At 66.6% G+C, this 16,311-nt stretch carries 11 protein-coding genes, 1 tRNA gene and 1 pseudogene; 8 read left to right on the top strand and 5 right to left on the bottom strand.

The window, feature by feature from the left end; translation table 11 throughout:
• Positions 1–212: 212 nt before the first annotated feature.
• Positions 213–3,326 carry a TonB-dependent receptor gene (locus tag CA606_RS04770; RefSeq protein ID WP_096052165.1) on the bottom strand — a complete coding sequence of 1,038 codons (3,114 nt, stop codon included), beginning with the start codon at positions 3,324–3,326 and terminating at the stop codon, positions 213–215.
• A 647-nt stretch (positions 3,327–3,973) separates the two neighbouring features.
• On the opposite strand from CA606_RS04770, the gene CA606_RS04765 reads away from it, so the two are divergent.
• From CA606_RS04765 to CA606_RS04755, 3 genes are all read left to right on the top strand, one after another.
• Positions 3,974–5,017 carry a LacI family DNA-binding transcriptional regulator gene (locus tag CA606_RS04765; protein ID WP_096052166.1) on the top strand — a complete coding sequence of 348 codons (1,044 nt, stop codon included), beginning with the start codon at positions 3,974–3,976 and terminating at the stop codon, positions 5,015–5,017.
• Positions 5,018–5,076: 59 nt separating this feature from the next.
• Positions 5,077–7,353 carry a beta-glucosidase family protein gene (locus CA606_RS04760; protein ID WP_096052167.1) on the top strand — a complete coding sequence of 759 codons (2,277 nt, stop codon included), beginning with the start codon at positions 5,077–5,079 and terminating at the stop codon, positions 7,351–7,353.
• A 169-nt stretch (positions 7,354–7,522) separates the two neighbouring features.
• Positions 7,523–8,446 (top strand): Gfo/Idh/MocA family protein, encoded by a 924-nt coding sequence (locus tag CA606_RS04755; protein WP_096052168.1) that lies wholly within the window; start codon positions 7,523–7,525, stop codon positions 8,444–8,446.
• A 126-nt stretch (positions 8,447–8,572) separates the two neighbouring features.
• Here CA606_RS04755 and CA606_RS04745 read toward each other — a convergent pair whose 3' ends face one another.
• On the bottom strand, positions 8,573–10,165 hold the full coding sequence (locus tag CA606_RS04745; protein ID WP_096052169.1) for a fatty acid--CoA ligase: 1,593 nt from the start codon (positions 10,163–10,165) through the stop codon (positions 8,573–8,575).
• Positions 10,166–10,270: 105 nt separating this feature from the next.
• Between CA606_RS04745 and CA606_RS19915 the strand changes: the two are divergent.
• A pseudogene (locus CA606_RS19915) lies at positions 10,271–10,376 on the top strand (hypothetical protein); the annotation flags it as partial.
• A 65-nt stretch (positions 10,377–10,441) separates the two neighbouring features.
• Here CA606_RS19915 and CA606_RS04740 read toward each other — a convergent pair.
• Together CA606_RS04740 and CA606_RS04735 are read right to left on the bottom strand one after the other, a co-directional pair.
• The gene (locus tag CA606_RS04740) at positions 10,442–11,314 is read right to left on the bottom strand and encodes a copper resistance protein B (RefSeq protein WP_096052170.1); all 873 of its coding nucleotides are present in this window, start codon (positions 11,312–11,314) and stop codon (positions 10,442–10,444) included.
• Positions 11,311–12,993, bottom strand: a complete 1,683-nt coding sequence (locus tag CA606_RS04735) for a copper resistance system multicopper oxidase (protein ID WP_181242788.1) — start codon at positions 12,991–12,993, stop codon at positions 11,311–11,313. The genes CA606_RS04740 and CA606_RS04735 overlap by 4 nt, the downstream gene beginning before the upstream one ends.
• A 48-nt stretch (positions 12,994–13,041) precedes the next feature.
• Between CA606_RS04735 and ybaK the strand changes: the two genes are divergently transcribed.
• The 4 genes from ybaK to CA606_RS04715 all read left to right on the top strand — a co-directional run bounded on the left by ybaK (position 13,042) and on the right by CA606_RS04715 (position 15,135).
• Positions 13,042–13,518 carry a Cys-tRNA(Pro) deacylase gene (gene ybaK / locus CA606_RS04730; protein WP_096052172.1) on the top strand — a complete coding sequence of 159 codons (477 nt, stop codon included), beginning with the start codon at positions 13,042–13,044 and terminating at the stop codon, positions 13,516–13,518.
• Between the two features lie 262 nt (positions 13,519–13,780).
• Positions 13,781–13,857 (top strand) — tRNA-Met (locus tag CA606_RS04725).
• A 255-nt stretch (positions 13,858–14,112) separates the two neighbouring features.
• Complete coding sequence (locus tag CA606_RS04720) at positions 14,113–14,598, top strand: YbjN domain-containing protein (RefSeq protein ID WP_181242787.1); 486 nt, start codon at positions 14,113–14,115, stop codon at positions 14,596–14,598.
• Positions 14,599–14,721: 123 nt separating this feature from the next.
• Complete coding sequence (locus tag CA606_RS04715) at positions 14,722–15,135, top strand: GFA family protein (protein WP_096052174.1); 414 nt, start codon at positions 14,722–14,724, stop codon at positions 15,133–15,135.
• Here the strand turns inward: CA606_RS04715 and CA606_RS04710 are convergent.
• Complete coding sequence (locus tag CA606_RS04710; RefSeq protein ID WP_096052175.1) at positions 15,132–16,232, bottom strand: hypothetical protein; 1,101 nt, start codon at positions 16,230–16,232, stop codon at positions 15,132–15,134. The genes CA606_RS04715 and CA606_RS04710 overlap by 4 nt on opposite strands.
• Between the last annotated feature and the right edge of the window lie 79 nt (positions 16,233–16,311).

Here is a 16,311-nt window from a genome sequence, read left to right as displayed (position 1 = left end):
TCCGGCTCTGTGTCCGGCTTGTCTTCAGGCTAGCGGCTGCCGCCCGAACCGGACAGGCGCCGCCTCCTTAAAAAATTGGCCGCCGTGGAGAACCACGGCGGCCGCAGGAGGTGAGAGGGGGACTTGAGCGTGGCCGCCACGCTCAAGAAAGCTCGAGATCGAGCCTGCTGATCCGCCTCTGATGTTTCCATCAGAAGCGGACAGGCTCTGGCCTACCAGCGCGCGCGGATACCCAGCGTGTAGCGGGGCTCGAACTCGTTCTGGTTGGCGTATTGGGTCTGACCCTTGGCGAAGCGGAGGTAGTAGTCCTCGATCTCGCCGGTGACGTTCGACCCGTTGAAGTAGACGGTGACGTTGTCGCGAACGTTGTAGCTGACGTTCACGTCGACATAGCCGGTGGCCTTCTGCATGACCGGGATGACCGCGTTGCCGCCGCCGCCCATGGTGCCCGACAGACGGTCGGTCCGGTAATTGTAGGCCACGCGGGCCTGCAGCTTGTCGTCCTGGTACCAACCCACCAGGTTGAACTGGTGCTTGGAGTTGTCGAAGAACGGGATCTCGTCGCCGGCGAGGTCCAGACGGCTCTCGTGGCTGGGCGAGTAGGTGTAGTTGGTGTCCACACCGAAGTTCGAGATCACGCCCATGTCGGGCAGGATGTCGCTGAAGGCGACCTTGGCGCCGACTTCCAGACCCTTCACCGAACCGCCATCGCCCTGGACGGGCAGGCTGACATTGACGGTGCGACGGATGACGCCGTCCTGGTCGGGGAAGCGGCCCGTGGTGGTGCCGCCGGTCACGAAGCTGTCGATCTTCAGCTGGAAGGCCGAGATGTTCAGCATCGAGGCGCGACCGAAGTAGTACTCGACGGCGCCGTCGAAGTTGGAGGCCCGCCACGGATCCAGGTTCGGGTTGCCCGAGGCGCTGGCGCCGGTGACGCAGCGGACGTTCGGCAGGGCCGCGCCGCAGTCGGCGGTGAAGATCGAGAGACCGCCGCCATAGTTGCCCAGATCCAGCGGTTGCATGGTCTTGGCGTAGGCGAAGCGGAACTTCCAGTTGTCGTTGACGTCATAGACGGCGTTCAGCGACGGCAGCCAGTCGGTGTACTTGCGCTTGCTGACCGAGTCGCCCGCGTCGGCGTTGGTGTCGCCGTAGTTGCGGGTGTCGCCCGTCAGGTTCTGCTTCACATTCAGTTCGGTCTGGATCACGCGCAGGCCGAAGTCGCCGTGCAGCTTGCCGATCTCGAAGTTGGCCGCGCCGTAGGCGCTCTGCTCCTTCATGGTCACGTCATAGGTCTGGCCCGGGACAGTGACGCGGATGGCGCCGCCGAACACCTTCTTGTGGAAGGCTTCCGCGTCGTCGAAGTCGTTCGGATCGATGGCCCAGAAGCCCGGGATGCCCGAGGTCACGCCGCCGAGATCGTCGACCCACAGCACGTTGTTATAGGTGCTGAGCTTGGTCGGACGGTTGACGGTATAGCCTTGGAACACCGGCTTGCCGGTGATCGGATCAGGCACGAACTCGCCGGCCTGGCACTGGTTCTGGCTCATGACGACGTCGATGGCCTTCCACTGGGCCTCGCAGCCGCCGGCCGGGATGGCCGAGCCGTTGGCCTGCACAGCGCCGGGGACGCCGCCGTAGAAGCCCGAGAACAGGTGGAACTGCTCGACGCTGACCGAACGGTCGCTCTGGCGAACGCCGGCGTCGATCTTGGTGATGAAGCCCAGGAACTTATCGTCGAAGCGGTAGTGGCCCTCGGCGCGGAACACGTTCATGTCCGAGGCGACTTCGTTGTTGCCCTCAGACGAGAACGCGCCGATCGCGTAGCTGTCCTTGTTGGCCATGTAGTCCTTGAGCGACTTGCCCGCGCCCAGACCGCCGGTGATCGGACGGTCGAAGCCGCTCCACACCGGGTGATCGCCGCTGATGTTGTAGTGCAGCTGCGGGTTCTGGCCGTAACCCTGCGGGTTCGGGTTCAGATAGCAGCCGCCGGCGCTGCCGACGACGGCGTTGCTGCGTTGGGCCGACGGATACTGGTCGCAGATCGCCTTGGGATAGAACGGACCGCGCGTGCGGTCGTTGGCGTCACGGAACAGGTTGAAGCGGTTCGGACCATACTGCCAGTTCGACAGGTCGCCCTGGGCCTGACCGTTCATGCTGAGACGATCGCCGCTGGCGCGGATGGCGCGGACTTCCGAGGTGAACGGACCGCCGTTGTCGTACTTCAGTTCGAGGTTGTAGTTCTTCGATTCCGACTTGGTGGTGCGGTTGACCGAGAACGAGTTCACCCACCAGGCGTCGATGTCATATTCGTCGACGGCGGCCCACGGACGGCCGTTGGCCGGGCTGTTGACGCCGGTGTTCTGCGAGACGGTGGGCTTGGTCCACACGCCGAACGCGCCGCCGTCCCAACGGTTGGAGATGTTGATGCCGGCGCCGCGGTTGTACTCGTCGAGCTTGGCGTAGAAGCCTTCGGCGATCAGGGTGAAGCCTTCGCCCAGGTCAGCCTGGAACGAGGCGTTGACGCCCAGACGCTCGCGCTCGACCACGCGGTTGAAGCTTTCGAAGCCGTGCGGCGAGACGAAGTTGGTCGCGGCCGAACCGCCCCAGTCGTTGTTGCCCGACAGGCCGACGACGCCCGACGAGTTGTTGCCGAGGTTGGCCTTGCTGGCGGCGGCCGACAGCATCAGGCCGACGCGGTCATTGCGCCAGTTCACGACGCCGTTGACCAGGTAATCGTCTTCCTTGGTGCGTTCGCCGCGCTGGGCTTCGGCCGCGCCCGTCAGGGTGAAGCCGTTCTTGAAGTCGAACGGACGGCGGGTCTTCAGGTCCAGGGTGCCCGAGATGCCCGACAGGGCGTTGCGCGGGTTGGTCGACTTGTAGACCAGCACCTGGTTCATCAGCTGCGAGGGCACGTCCAGCAGGTTCGGCTGGGCCGAGCCCATGTTGCCGGCGCTGAGATACTGTTCGCCGTTCAGCAGGGTGATGACCTGGGCCAGACCGCGAATGTTGACGGTGGCGCCTTCACCAGCGTTGCGCTGGATCTGCACGCCCGAGATGCGCTGCAGCGAGTCGGCGATGGTGACGTCCGGCAGCTTGCCGATGTCTTCGGCCGAGATCGCGTCGACGATCGCGGCTTCCTTGCGCTTGAGATCAACCGATTTCAGTTGCGAGCCGCGGACGCCGGTGACGACGACCTCCTCGACTTGCGTGTCGCCGGCCGCCTGCTGGGCGAAGGCCCCGCTGGTCAGGGCCAGTTGCGACGCGCCGGCGACCAGCGCCAGCGTCAGTCCGCGCTTGAGCACGGATTTCCTTGCTTCCTGTGACAATTGCTCGCTCCCCAAAGTAGGTCGTTCTTATTGGCCGCTCGACCGCGTCTCGGGCCGCCGCTCTGTTGGCGGCTGACGAGACCCGGCGAGGCTTTGCTGGCTTGATCAGCCGCGTGTCCCGCGACTGTCCAAATCCCTCGGCGGCCCCGGCGCCCGGTCGTCCGATTCCAGCCCCGCGCCTTCGTCGAACAGCGTCACAATCTGGAAATGTCCCGGCCAAGTCAACAAGAATGTCAACGTTGTCATTCCTGCTGGACAAGGCCTGCAGCGCACCCAAAAGAGCGCCACGGCCTTGGCTATAAGCGATGATAGCGCTACCACTAATAGAGAAGCGACTACAGCAATAGCTGTTTTCATTAGTCTTTTTTTCGTCGCCTAGTACGCCCAAAGTCCCGCGAAACAAGCCCCCTGGGCGCCCCGCCCGGATGTCACAGCCAGGGCTCCACCGCCGCCTGAAGCGGAGCTGGGGTGCCATGAAATGTCCCGCTATTTGTCCTGTTACCCGCCATTTTTGACCTGCTTTTGTCCTACTCGGATGACAGACAGGACAACATGGCCTATGGCTTGAAGCCGTCGCCGTCTTGCGAACGCCACCTTTCGCTGGTGGGGTGGGCGTCTTGAGCGAGCGGTAAGCGGGTACGGGGACAATGACGACGATCACCGACGTGGCCGAGCGGGCGGGCGTCTCGCCCAAGACCGTCTCCCGCGTTCTCAACGATCATGAGAGCGTCAGCGCCAAGACGCGCGATCGCGTCCGCACGGCCATGCAGGACCTCGGCTACCAGCCCAGCGCGGTGGCGCGCAGCCTGCGCTCGCAGGGCTCGGGCTCGGTCGGCGTGCTGATGGGCGACCCGTCGGGCGGCTACCACACCCGCGTTCATCACGCTCTGCTGCTGGCCTGCGTCGAGACCGGCCGCCACCTGTCGGTCGATCTCTCCGAAGGCCCGATCCCCGGCTGGCAGGACCGCGTCCGCGCCTTCGTGCGCGACGGCGGCATCCGCGAAATGATCCTGCTGCCGCCGGAATGCGACTTTGGCCCGATGAAGGAGCTGATGCGCGAGCTGGACGTGCGCTGCGTCATGATCACGCCGACGACGCCCGACCCGCAGTTTCCCGCCATCGGCATGGACGACCGCGCCGCCGCGCGCGAGGTCGTCGAGCACCTGTTCTCGCTGGGTCACACCCGGATCGGCCACATCGCCGGCCACCCGGACCACGCCGCCAGCACCCATCGCCGCAACGGCTTCTTCGAGGCCTACGCCGCGCGCGGCCTGCCCCGCCCTTCGCCCGAGCTGATCGTGCAGGGCGAGTTCACCTTCAAGACGGGCCTGGAGGCGGCCAAGGCGCTGCTGGATATCGACAACCCGCCGACGGCGATCTTCGCGGCCAATGACGACATGGCCGCGGCGACCTGCATGGAAGCTCAGCGCCGAGGGGTTCGTATTCCCGACGACCTGTCGGTGGTGGGCTTTGATGACGCCCCGATCGCCGGGGTCATCTGGCCGACCCTGACCACCATTCGCCAGCCGTTCAACCAGATGGCCCTGCGAGCGATGCAGACCTTCGCGGCGTGGAACGCCAATGAGGGCGCCGGCAAGACCAACACGCCCTTTCTGGCGCAGCACAGCCTTGTGGTGCGCGAATCCACCGGCCCCGTGCGGGGCGATACGCCCGGCGGACACAAGACCTGAACCCGCCCCGCCAAGGTCCGAGACCGCGCGGGGCCCAAGAAGAACACGACGGAGGAAACATGACTTCGACGACCCTGCGGGGCCTCTCCCTTGCGCTGCTGATCGGCGCCTCGGCCTCGGCGCTGAGCGTCACCCCCGCCCTGGCCGACGCCGCCAAGCCGGCCGCCGCGCCCGCGCATCCGTGGATGGACAAGAGCCTGGACGCCGACAAGCGCGCGGACCTCGTGCTCAAGGCCATGACCAACGATGAGAAGTTCACGCTGATCTTTGGCTATTTCGGCGCCGACATGAAGCCGAAGTACACCCGCATTCCTGAGTCCCTGCCGGGCTCGGCGGGCTATGTCGCGGGCGTGCCGCGCCTGGGCATCCCGGCCCAGTTCCAGACCGACGCCGGCGTCGGCGTCGCCACCCAGGGCAGCGCCAAGGAATTCCGCGAGCGCACCGCCCTGCCCTCGGGCATGGCCACCACCGCGACCTGGAACCCGGAGCTGGCGTTCAAGGGCGGCGCGATGATCGGCAAGGAGGCCCGCGACTCCGGCTTCAACGTGCAGCTGGCCGGCGGCGTCAATCTGGTCCGTGAGCCGCGCAACGGCCGCAACTTCGAATATGGCGGCGAGGATCCGCTGCTGGCCGGCGTCATGGTCGCCGCCCAGATCCGGGGTATCCAGTCCAACAACATCATCTCGACCATCAAGCACTATGCGCTGAACGCCCAGGAGACCGGGCGCTTCGTGGTCAGCTCGAACATCGACGACACCGCCGCGCGGATGTCCGACCTGCTGGCGTTCCAGTTCGCCATCGAGCAGTCCGACCCGCACTCGGTGATGTGCGCCTATAACCGCGTCAATTCGGTCTATGCCTGCGAGAGCGACTGGCTGCTCAACAAGGTTCTGAAGAAGGACTGGGGCTACAAGGGCTATGTGATGTCCGACTGGGGCGCGGCCCACTCGTCGGCCAAGGCCGCCAACGCGGGCCTTGACCAGGAGTCGGCGGGCGACGCCTTCGACAAGCAGCCCTTCTTTGCCGCGCCGCTGAAAGCCGATCTCGCTTCGGGCGCCGTCAGCCAGGCTCGCGTCGACGACATGGCCCGCCGCGTGTTGCGCGCGATGTTCGCCAGCGGCGTGGTCGACCACCCGCTGACGGGCGCGCCGCTGGCCCTGCCGGCCGAGACCCTGGCCGCCCACGCCAAGATCACCCAGGCCGACGCCGAGGAAGGCATCGTGCTCCTGAAGAACGACGGCGGCCTGCTGCCCCTGGCCAAGACCGCCAAGACCATCGCCGTGATCGGCGCCTATGCCGATGTGGGCGTGCTGTCGGGCGGCGGCTCCTCGCAGGTCTATCCCGTCGGCGGCCGCGCCGTGCAGGGCCTGGAGCCCAAGACCTGGCCGGGCCCGGTGATCTACTATCCCTCGTCGCCGCTGAAGGCGATCGCCGCACGCTATCCCGGCGCCAAGGTCGTTTATGACGACGGGACCGATCCGGCCCGCGCCGCTAAGCTGGCGGCGTCCAGTGATCTCGCCCTGGTCTTCGCCGACCAGTGGACCACCGAGTCGGTCGACGTTACGACCCTGAACCTGCCCAAGAACCAGGACGCGACGATCGACGCCGTGGCCTCGGCCAACAAGAAGACGGTCGTCGTGTTGCTGACCGGCGGCCCTGTGCTGATGCCCTGGCTCGACAAGGTCGGCGCCGTGGTCGAGGCTTGGTTCCCCGGCACGGCCGGCGGCGAGGCTATCGCCCGCGTCCTGACCGGCGAGGTGGACGCCTCGGGCCGCCTGCCGGTGACCTTCCCCAAGAGCGTCGCCGAACTGCCGCGTCCCAAGCTGGACGGTCTGGGCAAGCCTGACGGCGAGATGTTCGACGTCGACTACACGCTGGAAGGCGCCGCGGTCGGCTACAAGTGGTACGACCTGAAGAAGATCGAGCCGCTATTCGCCTTCGGACACGGCCTGTCCTACACCCAGTTCGCCTATTCGAACCTGACGGCCAGCGCCTCTGGCGACAGGCTAACGGTCAGCTTCGAGGTCAAGAACGTGGGCCAGCGTCCCGGCAAGGACGTGCCTCAGGTCTATGTCGGTCCCAAGGCCGGTGGCTGGGAAGCGCCCAAGCGCCTGGCCGGCTTCCAGAAGGTTTCCCTCGCCCCCGGGGCCAGCCAGCGCGTGACCGTCACGGTCGATCCGCGCCTGCTGGCCGTCTGGGACAGCAAGGCGCACGGCTGGTCGATCGCGGCCGGCCAGTACGACATCGCCCTGGGCGCTTCGTCCCGGGCCATCTCCTCCACCGCCCAGGTCACACTGGCGGCTCGGAGCCTGCCGGTTTCCCCGGCGGCGAAGTAGTGAGCCGGCGGGAGGCGGCTGCACGCCTCCCACCGTTCCCTGCGTCTCTTCCCGTCTTCAGGAGCGTCGCCCCCCGCGACGCTCCTTTTTTTGCCCGTCGGTTTGCCTCGCGCCATTGATCGCATAATTAGGGCCACCGCCCTGTCGCGGCGAAGGGGAGACAAGCAGCGTGATCCGGATCGGCATCGTCGGCCTGGGCAAGATCGCCCACGACCAGCATCTTCCCGCGATCGGCGGGGATCCGCGCTTTTCCCTGGTCGCGGCCGCCAGCCACGGACGTCCGGCCCACGGCGATTTGCCGGTTTTCCACGATATCGATGAGCTTCTGGCCCAAGGCCCGGCGGTGGACGCCGTGGCCCTGTGCACCCCGCCGCAAGTGCGGCGCGAGACGGCGCTGACGGCGCTGCGCGCGGGCAAGCACGTATTTCTCGAAAAGCCGCCGGGCGTGACGGTCGGCGAGGTCCATGAGCTGGCCGCCGTCGCCCGCGACCAGGGGGTCGTCCTGTTCACCAGCTGGCACTCGCGCTTCGCGGCCGGCGTGCCCCAGGCCAAGGCCTGGCTGGCGGAGCGGCGCTTGCACAAGCTGGCCATCGAATGGCGTGAAGACGTCCGTCGCTGGCATCCGGGCCAGGCCTGGATCTGGCAGGCCGGCGGCATGGGCGTCTTCGATCCGGCCATCAACGCCCTGTCGATCCTGACCGAGATCATGCCCGCCGAGGTGTTCGTCACCGCCGCGCAGCTGCAGGTTCCGGAGAACGTCCAGGCCCCGATCGCCGGCCATGTGGACATGACCACCGTGGACGGCGTGCCGATCACCGCCGATCTCGACTTCCTGCAGACCGGCCCGCAGACCTGGGACATCACCGCCTGGACCGACGACGGCGTGCTGAAGCTGTCGCTGGGCGGGGCCGAGCTGACGATCGACGGCCAGGCGATAGAGGTCGGCGAAAATCGCGAATATCCCGGCCTCTACGACCGCTTCGCCACCCTGATCGCCGAGGGGCGCTCAGAGGTCGATGTGCGCCCGCTGTCGCTGGTGGCCGATGCGTTCCTGGTGGGGGATCGCGAGCGCGTCGAGGCGTTTGTGGAGTGAAACGATCCTCCCCCCAGCGGGGGAGGTGTCGACCCGGAGGGGCGACGGAGGGGGATGAGGCCGGGCCAGGAGAACTTCCCCCTCCGGCGCTTCGCGCCACCTCCCCCGCGAGGGGGAGGATTTAGCTCAATTCACCTGCCGCTCCCGCCCCTCCCAATACGGCGCCCGCAGCTCTCGCCGCAGGATCTTGCCCGACGCATTCCTCGGCAGGGCCGGGATGAAGTCCACGCTCTTGGGGGCCTTGAAGTGGGCGATGCGGGTGCGGGCGAAGGCGATGATGTCGTCGGCGTCGGGCGTGACGCCGGGCTTGGGCGCGACCACCGCCTTGACGGCCTCGCCCCACTTGTCATCGGGCACGCCGATCACCGCCACCTCGGCCACGTGCGGGTGGCCATAGACGGCGCTCTCAACCTCGGCGGGATAGATGTTCTCGCCGCCCGAGATGATCATGTCCTTCACCCGGTCGTGGATGAACAGATAGCCGTCCTCGTCCAGATAGCCGGCGTCGCCGGTGCGCAGCCAGCCGTCGGCGTCCATGGTCTTGGCCGTGGCCTCGTCCAGCTTCCAGTAGCCGGCCATGTTGGCGCTGGAGCGTACGGCCACCTCGCCCACCGTATTGGGCGGCAAGCTCACGCCGGCCTCATCGATGATCTTCAGCTCAACGCCGGGCATCGGCAGGCCCGCGGCGCGCATGCGCTTGTTGCCGGCCGGATCATGATCCTCCGGCGGCAGATACACCACCGTGCCGGTCGTCTCAGTCATGCCGTACTGCTGGACGAAGCCGCAGCCGAACACCTCCATGCACTCGCGCAGCAAGTCGAGCGGAATGGGCGCGGCGCCATACAGGATGTGGGTCAGGCGCGAATAGTCGACCTCGCGGGCCCTCGGCAGCCGCACCACGATCTGCAGCGCCGCCGGCACCATGAACATCTTGGAGATGCGATCCTTCTCGATGAAGTCCAGCACCTTGGTTGGGTCGAACTCGCGGGCGACCACGCCCTTGGCGCCGTTGATCAGGCCCACCAGACCCCAGCCGGTGCCGCCGATATGGGCCACCGGCATGGCCACCAGGCTGACGTCGCTGGGCCCCCACTGGTTCCACTCCAGCGGATTCTTGGCCGCCTCGCGCCGCATGCCCAGGAGGTTGTGATGGGTCAGCATCGCGCCCTTGGGCCGCCCCGTGGTGCCCGAGGTGTAGAGCTGGATGGCGATGTCCGAGATCTGGATCGGCTTGTGCGGATCAACCGCGCTGGCCGCGTCGCGCCAGCCTTCGAAGGTTTGGTAGTCGCCGGCGTCCTCGGGCTCCATGGCGATGACCACGGGGCGATGGGTCAGTTCGGCGGCGACCGCATCCACATGCCCGATCAGCTCGCGGCCGACAAAGACCAGCTTGGCCTCGCTGTCGCCGACGATATAGGCGATCTCGGGCGCGGCCAGGCGCCAGCCGATCGGCGTGGTGACCACGCCCGCCTTGGCGGCGCCGAGCAGGAGCTCGAAATAGTGGTCGCTGTTCTTGCCGACATAGGCGATGCGGTCGCCGGTCGACAGGCCCGCCGCGATCAGGGCGTTGGCCACCTGGTTGGTATGCCGGTCCAGCTGGGCGAAGGTCGTCTCGCGCCCCTCGAAGCTGAAGGCCACCGCGTCGGGCCGCGCCTCGGCGTGATAGCGCGGCACGTCGCCCAGGGTGTTCATGCGGTCGAAGTCGATCGCGTCGGACATCCAGCCTGTCTCCCTCGCTCGCCGGCTCTGCGTCCGGTCAAACAGATGTTGGGACAGGTTGACCCTGGCGGCAAGCTATCCTTTACGGGATGGCAAACTCTGACGATGGTGCGTCGTCCTTGCCGCCCTAAAGCCTGTCATCCCGGCCGCAGCGCAGCGGAGAGCCGGGACCCAGGGGCCGCCGCACGGCGCTTGGCCCCTGGGTCCCGGATAAGCCCTCTGGGCTTTCCGGGATGACACCCAAGATCATGCGCATCGCCGAACGGGTCTGGCCGCCTACCGCCAGGCGCTGACGCCGATCACCACCGCCGTCGCCCCGGCGCGCTCGCCGGCCTCCCGCGCGGGTCCGAACGCCCGCTCGCGAACCACGCCGACATAGGGCGCGAACTCGCGCTTGATCTCGTAGCGCAGGCGCAAGCCGCCCTCGAGCCGCCCTGCCCCGGCCTCGGCCAGATCGGCCTCCAGGCGCGGTTGCAGGATCAGCCTCTGGGTCAGGCGCAGGTCATAGGAGGCCTCGGCCCTGGCCGAGACGTCGCCGCGATCAGAGACATAGGCCGCGCCCTGCAGCTCGAACCAGTAGGGCGCCAGCCCCTCGAAGCCGACCGTGGCGTAGCTGCGCCCCTTCGGTGAAAGGTCGTAGCGCACGCCCGCCTGTAGGTCGAAATAGGGACCGATCGGCCAGGCCTTCAGGCCCTCCAACTCGGCCGTCTCCCAGCCGTGGCCGTCGACACGCTCGCCCCGCGCCTTGACCACCCACTTGCGCGCGTCGCTGCCCCACCAGGCCTCGCCTTCAAAGGCCTGGGCGTCCTCGCCCTTGCGGAAGCGCTGCTCAGCCACGTCGGCGCGGACGATCCAGGCCGTTCCGCCGCCGTGCTCCTTCATCAGCTGGGCGCGGGCGGCGGCCATCACGGCTGGGCTGTAGAAGCGCTCGGCGGCGTGGTCGGTGGGGATCGGCGGCGGCGCGCTCGCCGACGCAGGCGCGGCCGGCGCGGCGTGATGCATGTGATGACCCGCATGCGGATCGGCCGCCGCCGGCTGAGCGGCGGGCATGCGGTGACCGGCGTGCGGGTCCGCCGCCTTGGGCGCAGGCGCGCTCACCGGGGCGGCGGGCGCGGGATGATGATGCTCATGCTGCAGGTCGATGATCACGCGGCGGCTCCATCGAGCGGTCGCACGGTGACGACATTGAACATCCCCGCATGCATGTGCAGCAGCATATGGCAGTGGAAGGCCCAGTCGCCGGGCTCGTCGGCCGTCAGGTCGAAGGCGACCTTGCCGCCGGGCGCGACATTGACCGTGTGCTTCAGCGGCTGGCGGTCCTGACCGTTGACCAGTTCGAAGAAGTGGCCGTGCAGGTGGATCGGATGGGCCATCATGGTGTCGTTGATCAGCACCACCCGCGCGCGCTCATCGCGTTGGAAGGCGATCGGTTTCTTGAGCGGTCCGAACGCCTCGCCGTCGAACGCCCACATGAAGCGCTCCATATTGCCGGTCAGGTGGATCTCGATCGTCCGGCCCGGCGGACGGGGGTCCTTGGGCGGATAGAGGCTGGCGAGATCCGCATAGGTCAGCACGCGGTGACCGGCGTCCTCCAGCCCCTGCGGCGGCTCGGCCATCCGGTCCATCGGCATCGGCGAGATGGTCTGCACGCCCGGCGTGAGCGGCACGTTCGGCGCGTTGGACTGGGCCCGCATCGACATGTCCATGCCGGGCATATCCATCCCGTGGTGCATGTCGCCCATGCCCATGTCCTTCATGTTCGCCAGCGGACGCCGGCGCAGCGGCGGAACAGGGGCGGTCATGCCCAGGCGCGGCGCCAGGGTCCCGCGCGCCATGCCCGACCGGTCCGAGGCCTCGGCCACCAGGGTGAAGGCCTTGTCTTGCGTGGGCCGCACGATGACGTCGAAGGTCTCGGCGGGGGCGATCTGGAACTCGTCCACGGTCACCGGCGAGACCAGCTGGCCGTCGGTTCCCACCACCTCCAGCGACAGGCCCGGGATGCGGACGTTGAAGATGGTCATGGCCCCGGCGTTGATGAAGCGCAGCCGCACGCGCTCGCCGGGCGTGAACAGCCCCGTCCAGTTGTCGCCCGGCCCGTGGCCGTTCATCAGATAGGTGTAGACCGAGCCCGTGACGTCGGCGATGTCGGTGGGGTCCATCCGCATCTGGCCCCACGCGACCCGGTCCTTCAGCGACTGGTCCTGGCCTTTCAGCAGCCCGGCGACGGTCTGCTTCTGCCTGTTGAAGTGGCCGGCGCTGACCTTCAGCTTCCGGAACAGTTCGTGCGGATGCAGGAAGCTCCAGTCCGACAGCACGACCACATGCTCGCGGTCATAGGCGATCGGGTCCTCGCCGGCCGGGTCGATGATCATCGGCCCGTAGTGGCCCATCTGCTCCTGCAAGCCCGAATGGCTGTGCCACCAGTAGGTACCCGACTGGCGGATGGGGAATTCATAGGTGAAGGTTTCGCCCGGCTTGACGCCCGGGAAGCTGACGCCCGGCACCCCGTCCATCTGGAACGGCACCAACAGGCCATGCCAATGGATCGAGGTGTCTTCATCCAGGGTGTTGGTCACCGACAGGCGGACGTTCTGGCCTTCCTTCAGCCGGATCAGCGGCCCAGGGATGGCGCCATTGACGGTCACCGCATGGCCGGCCTTGCCGTCGATCTTCGCCATCGTGTGGCCGACCGTCAGCTTGATCTCCTCGCCCGAAAGCGCCGGCGGCGAGCGCTGCGCACCGGCGGCCGTCGCCCAGCCCGGCAGCAGTCCCGCCGCGCCCAAGGACAGGGCGCCTTGCAGCAAAGTGCGTCGATCAAAAGCCGTCATCGCCGATCCGTATTCCAACACCCGAACCACTTGGGTATCACGCGAGCCATGTCCAAGAGCACCCCCGCCACGATCGCCTTGACCAAGGCCGGAGTCGCTTTCGATCTCTATACGTACGACTACGACCCTGGATCGGAGCGCGTGGGCCTACAGGCCGCCGAGGCCCTGGGCGAAGACCCGCGCCGGGTGCTCAAGACCCTGATCGTGATGCTGGACGGCAAGCCCGCCTGCGCCATCCTGCCCTCGGACCAGGAGGTCAGCATGAAGAAGCTGGCCGCCGCCCTGAAGGGCAAGTCCGCCGCCATGGCCCCCGTGCCCGACGCCGAACGCATCACCGGCTACAAGGTCGGCGGCGTCAGCCCCTTCGGCCAGAAAAAACGCCTGCCCACGGTGCTGGAAGCCGCCGCCCTGGCCGAGCCCTATGTGTTCCTCAACGGCGGCCAGCGAGGGCTACAGGTGCGGCTCGCGCCGGCTGATGCGGTGAAGGCGCTGGGCGCTGTGACGGCGGCGATCGTGGCGGAATAGCGCAGGCGCACGCCGTTCGTCCGCCGGATACCTACAAGACGCAGAAACCGTAGAACCCGTGTCATCCCGGCCGCAGCGCGAAGCGCGGAGCGCCGGGACCCAGGGGCGGCTGGCACGGCGATCCTTCCCCCCTGGGTCCCGGCTCTACGCTACGCTTCGGCCGGGATGACACACCAGAGAAGCGGACGATTGTCACGGAAGGCCAAGCGCAGGCGCTTGAAATCCCACCCGCTCTTCGCCTATAAGCCGCGCCTCCTGGTCTGGCTGGGTAGCTCAGATGGTTAGAGCGGTGGATTCATAACCCACAGGTCGGCGGTTCGATCCCGCCCCCCGCCACCAGGACGGAAAATCCAAAACTGTTGGGTTATTCGACGAGCTCCAGAACGCGAGCCTGCCCCGACCGCGCGGCCGGCGCTAGCGTTGCGCCGTACCATTTGGCCTTCGGGTCGGCGGGGCTGCGAACGATTTCGTAAGGCCCAATCGCGACGTCATTCAAAGTCAAGCCGTTGAAAAAGACGTCACTTGTGCAATTCTGAACGGAAGCGCGCTCTCGGGCCGCTGTGTTCTTCCCTGCGCCATGACCTGGAATTTCTCATGTACGGCAAACAACTGGCTTCTGCAGCATTTGCATTGGCAATCCTCTACTCGGGCGCTGCAAATGCCGCGAACGTAACGTCGGTTAGACCTGAGAGCATCGTCCAGGCGCTGCAAAATAACGGCTATAAGGCGAAGCTGGAAAAAACCAGTGACGGCGACCCGATCATCACGACTGGCGTCGATGGCAACAATATTGTCATCGTCATGACAGATTGCACAAAGGGAAAAAACTGCACAACGACGGAGTTCGTCGGCATTTGGGATTGCTCAGACTCGGTGGAAAAATGCAAAAAGGCCGCCGCTGAGTTCAACAACCAGGAAAGCCCCGTTCACGTCCTTCTTTCAGATGGCGGAAAGACAGCGACCACCTATTCTTACCTTCTTTTCGATGAAGTCGGCATTTCCGAAGAACTTTATATCAAAAATCTAACGACCTTCAGCCACTACAACAGTGAATTCAGCGTGGCGGTTTCTGAAAAATAAGGGCCGCCGCCATCGCAACATCGACCGAATGATGCCCTTGGCGCCAGCGCAGACGGGGCAAAAAAGCTCGGTCGGGGCTTCCAGATTCGACCGGCTTTCTCACCACATCCAGCGCTCATCGATATGACCGATCAGACCTTCAAAGGCGGATGCCTGTGCGGCGCTCTGCGCTGGGAGGCTGATCGGGCGCCGGACTTTATGGGCCTGTGTTGTTGCGCCGACTGCCGCAAGGCGTCGGGATCGGGCTTCATCCCGTTCATGGGGTTCCCCGCCGCCGCCCTGACCATCACAGGGCCGACGCGCCAGCACCGCAGCCCAGCGTTGCGCGGCGGCGAGGCGACGCGCAACGCCTGTCCGACCTGCGATGGCCTGGTGTTCGGCGGCGAGCGGGGGCTGGATGACAGCCACACGGTCTATGCCGGCAGCCTGGACGACCCGGCCCTGTTCAAGCCGACGATGCTGCTGTTCGAGCGGGACCGCCCCGACTGGGTGATCCCGCCCGACGGCGTCGAGCGCTTCGAGACGATGCCAAGCTAGAACGGCATCCCCGGATCGTAGTGTTCCGGAGCCTGGCCAATGAGCGCGATCTCCATCGGCGCCTTGGCCGGGCCCACCAGATCGCCGCCATAGACGGCCGTGCCGTCATAGGCCTTGCCCAGGAACGCCTTGACCGCCTCGGCGTAGACGCCGACGCCCGCCTCCAGCCCCTTGGACATCAGGAAACCCGCCACGGCGGCCTTGGCCCCCAGGGCGGTGTGTCCGTAGGCCTCGAAGTACTTCTGCTGGCCGACGATGTAGTCGATGGCCGCCGAGATATTCACGCCGGCCGCCGCAGCCTTGGAATTGCCGATGATGGCGTCGTACATCTTGGTGACCGCCTCGCGGAAACCCAGCGCGTCATAGGCGGTCTTGAAGGTGGCCGCGCCGGTCCCGCTCATCGCCTGGCTCACCGCGAACTCGATGTACTTGTTCTCGGTGTTGTAGATCGCATAGGCGAAATCGGTCAGGTCGGCGGTGTTGGCGGCGCTGTCGATCAGCTCGTTCAGGCTCGCCTGGCTGGGCGTGCGGCCGGTGAAGAAGTTCACCGCCTGCAGGGCCAGCGCCGAGGTGTCGGCCGAGAAGCTGACCAGCTTGTCGAGGAAGGCGGCCTTGGTGATCTTGCCGGCCGCCACGTCGACCTGCAGCTGGGCCAGCAACTTCATCTCGCTGTAGAGCGTGTTGAGCACCTTTTCGCCGTTGGGCCCGGTCAGGTACTCCGACAGCGCCTTGGACGAGGTCGCGGAAATACCCGACAGCGCCTTGTAGATCTCCTCGACCTTCTCCTTGGTCAGGACGAGGGGCGTGACCACCGTCCCCGTGCCGCCGGTGCTCCCGCCCGTGCTCCCGCCGAAGACGACGCTGAGCGGCGTATCCAGCGGATACTTGCTGATCGCGTCCTTGAAGGTCTGAACGCCGATGTTGATCAGGGTGGGGTTGGCCTCGACGATCGCCAGCGCGGCGTCGACCTCGGGGGTCAGAACGCCCAGCGTCTTGAAGAGCACCCGCAGCTCTCCGAACTTGAAGCTGGCCTGGATCAGGCCCGCATCCACCAGCTGGATCAGGAACTGGAAGTCGCGAAGTGTCGGTTCGGCCATCTGGAAATTCCTCCAGGACCCTCCCGCCGCACCACGCGCCACGCCCGGTCCCTGACCGTCGTTCTAGGATTTCGCTGGC

Origin of the sequence: Caulobacter vibrioides (assembly GCF_002310375.3) — a bacterium.
Classification (GTDB): Bacteria; Pseudomonadota; Alphaproteobacteria; order Caulobacterales; family Caulobacteraceae; genus Caulobacter; species Caulobacter vibrioides_D.
Note: the sequence above shows the minus strand (reverse complement) of the source record. Positions and strands in the feature narration are given on the sequence as shown.

What these genes read in the sequence shown, in the direction of transcription:
- CA606_RS04765 (WP_096052166.1), top strand. Translation starts at nt 3,974, where the DNA reads ATGACGACGATCACCGACGTGGCCGAGCGGGCGGGCGTCTCGCCCAAG.
- CA606_RS04760 (WP_096052167.1), top strand. Translation starts at nt 5,077, where the DNA reads ATGACTTCGACGACCCTGCGGGGCCTCTCCCTTGCGCTGCTGATCGGC.
- CA606_RS04745 (WP_096052169.1), bottom strand. Translation starts at nt 10,165, where the DNA reads ATGTCCGACGCGATCGACTTCGACCGCATGAACACCCTGGGCGACGTG.
- CA606_RS04735 (WP_181242788.1), bottom strand. Translation starts at nt 12,993, where the DNA reads ATGACGGCTTTTGATCGACGCACTTTGCTGCAAGGCGCCCTGTCCTTG.
- ybaK (WP_096052172.1), top strand. Translation starts at nt 13,042, where the DNA reads ATGTCCAAGAGCACCCCCGCCACGATCGCCTTGACCAAGGCCGGAGTC.
- CA606_RS04720 (WP_181242787.1), top strand. Translation starts at nt 14,113, where the DNA reads ATGTACGGCAAACAACTGGCTTCTGCAGCATTTGCATTGGCAATCCTC.
- CA606_RS04715 (WP_096052174.1), top strand. Translation starts at nt 14,722, where the DNA reads ATGACCGATCAGACCTTCAAAGGCGGATGCCTGTGCGGCGCTCTGCGC.
- CA606_RS04710 (WP_096052175.1), bottom strand. Translation starts at nt 16,232, where the DNA reads ATGGCCGAACCGACACTTCGCGACTTCCAGTTCCTGATCCAGCTGGTG.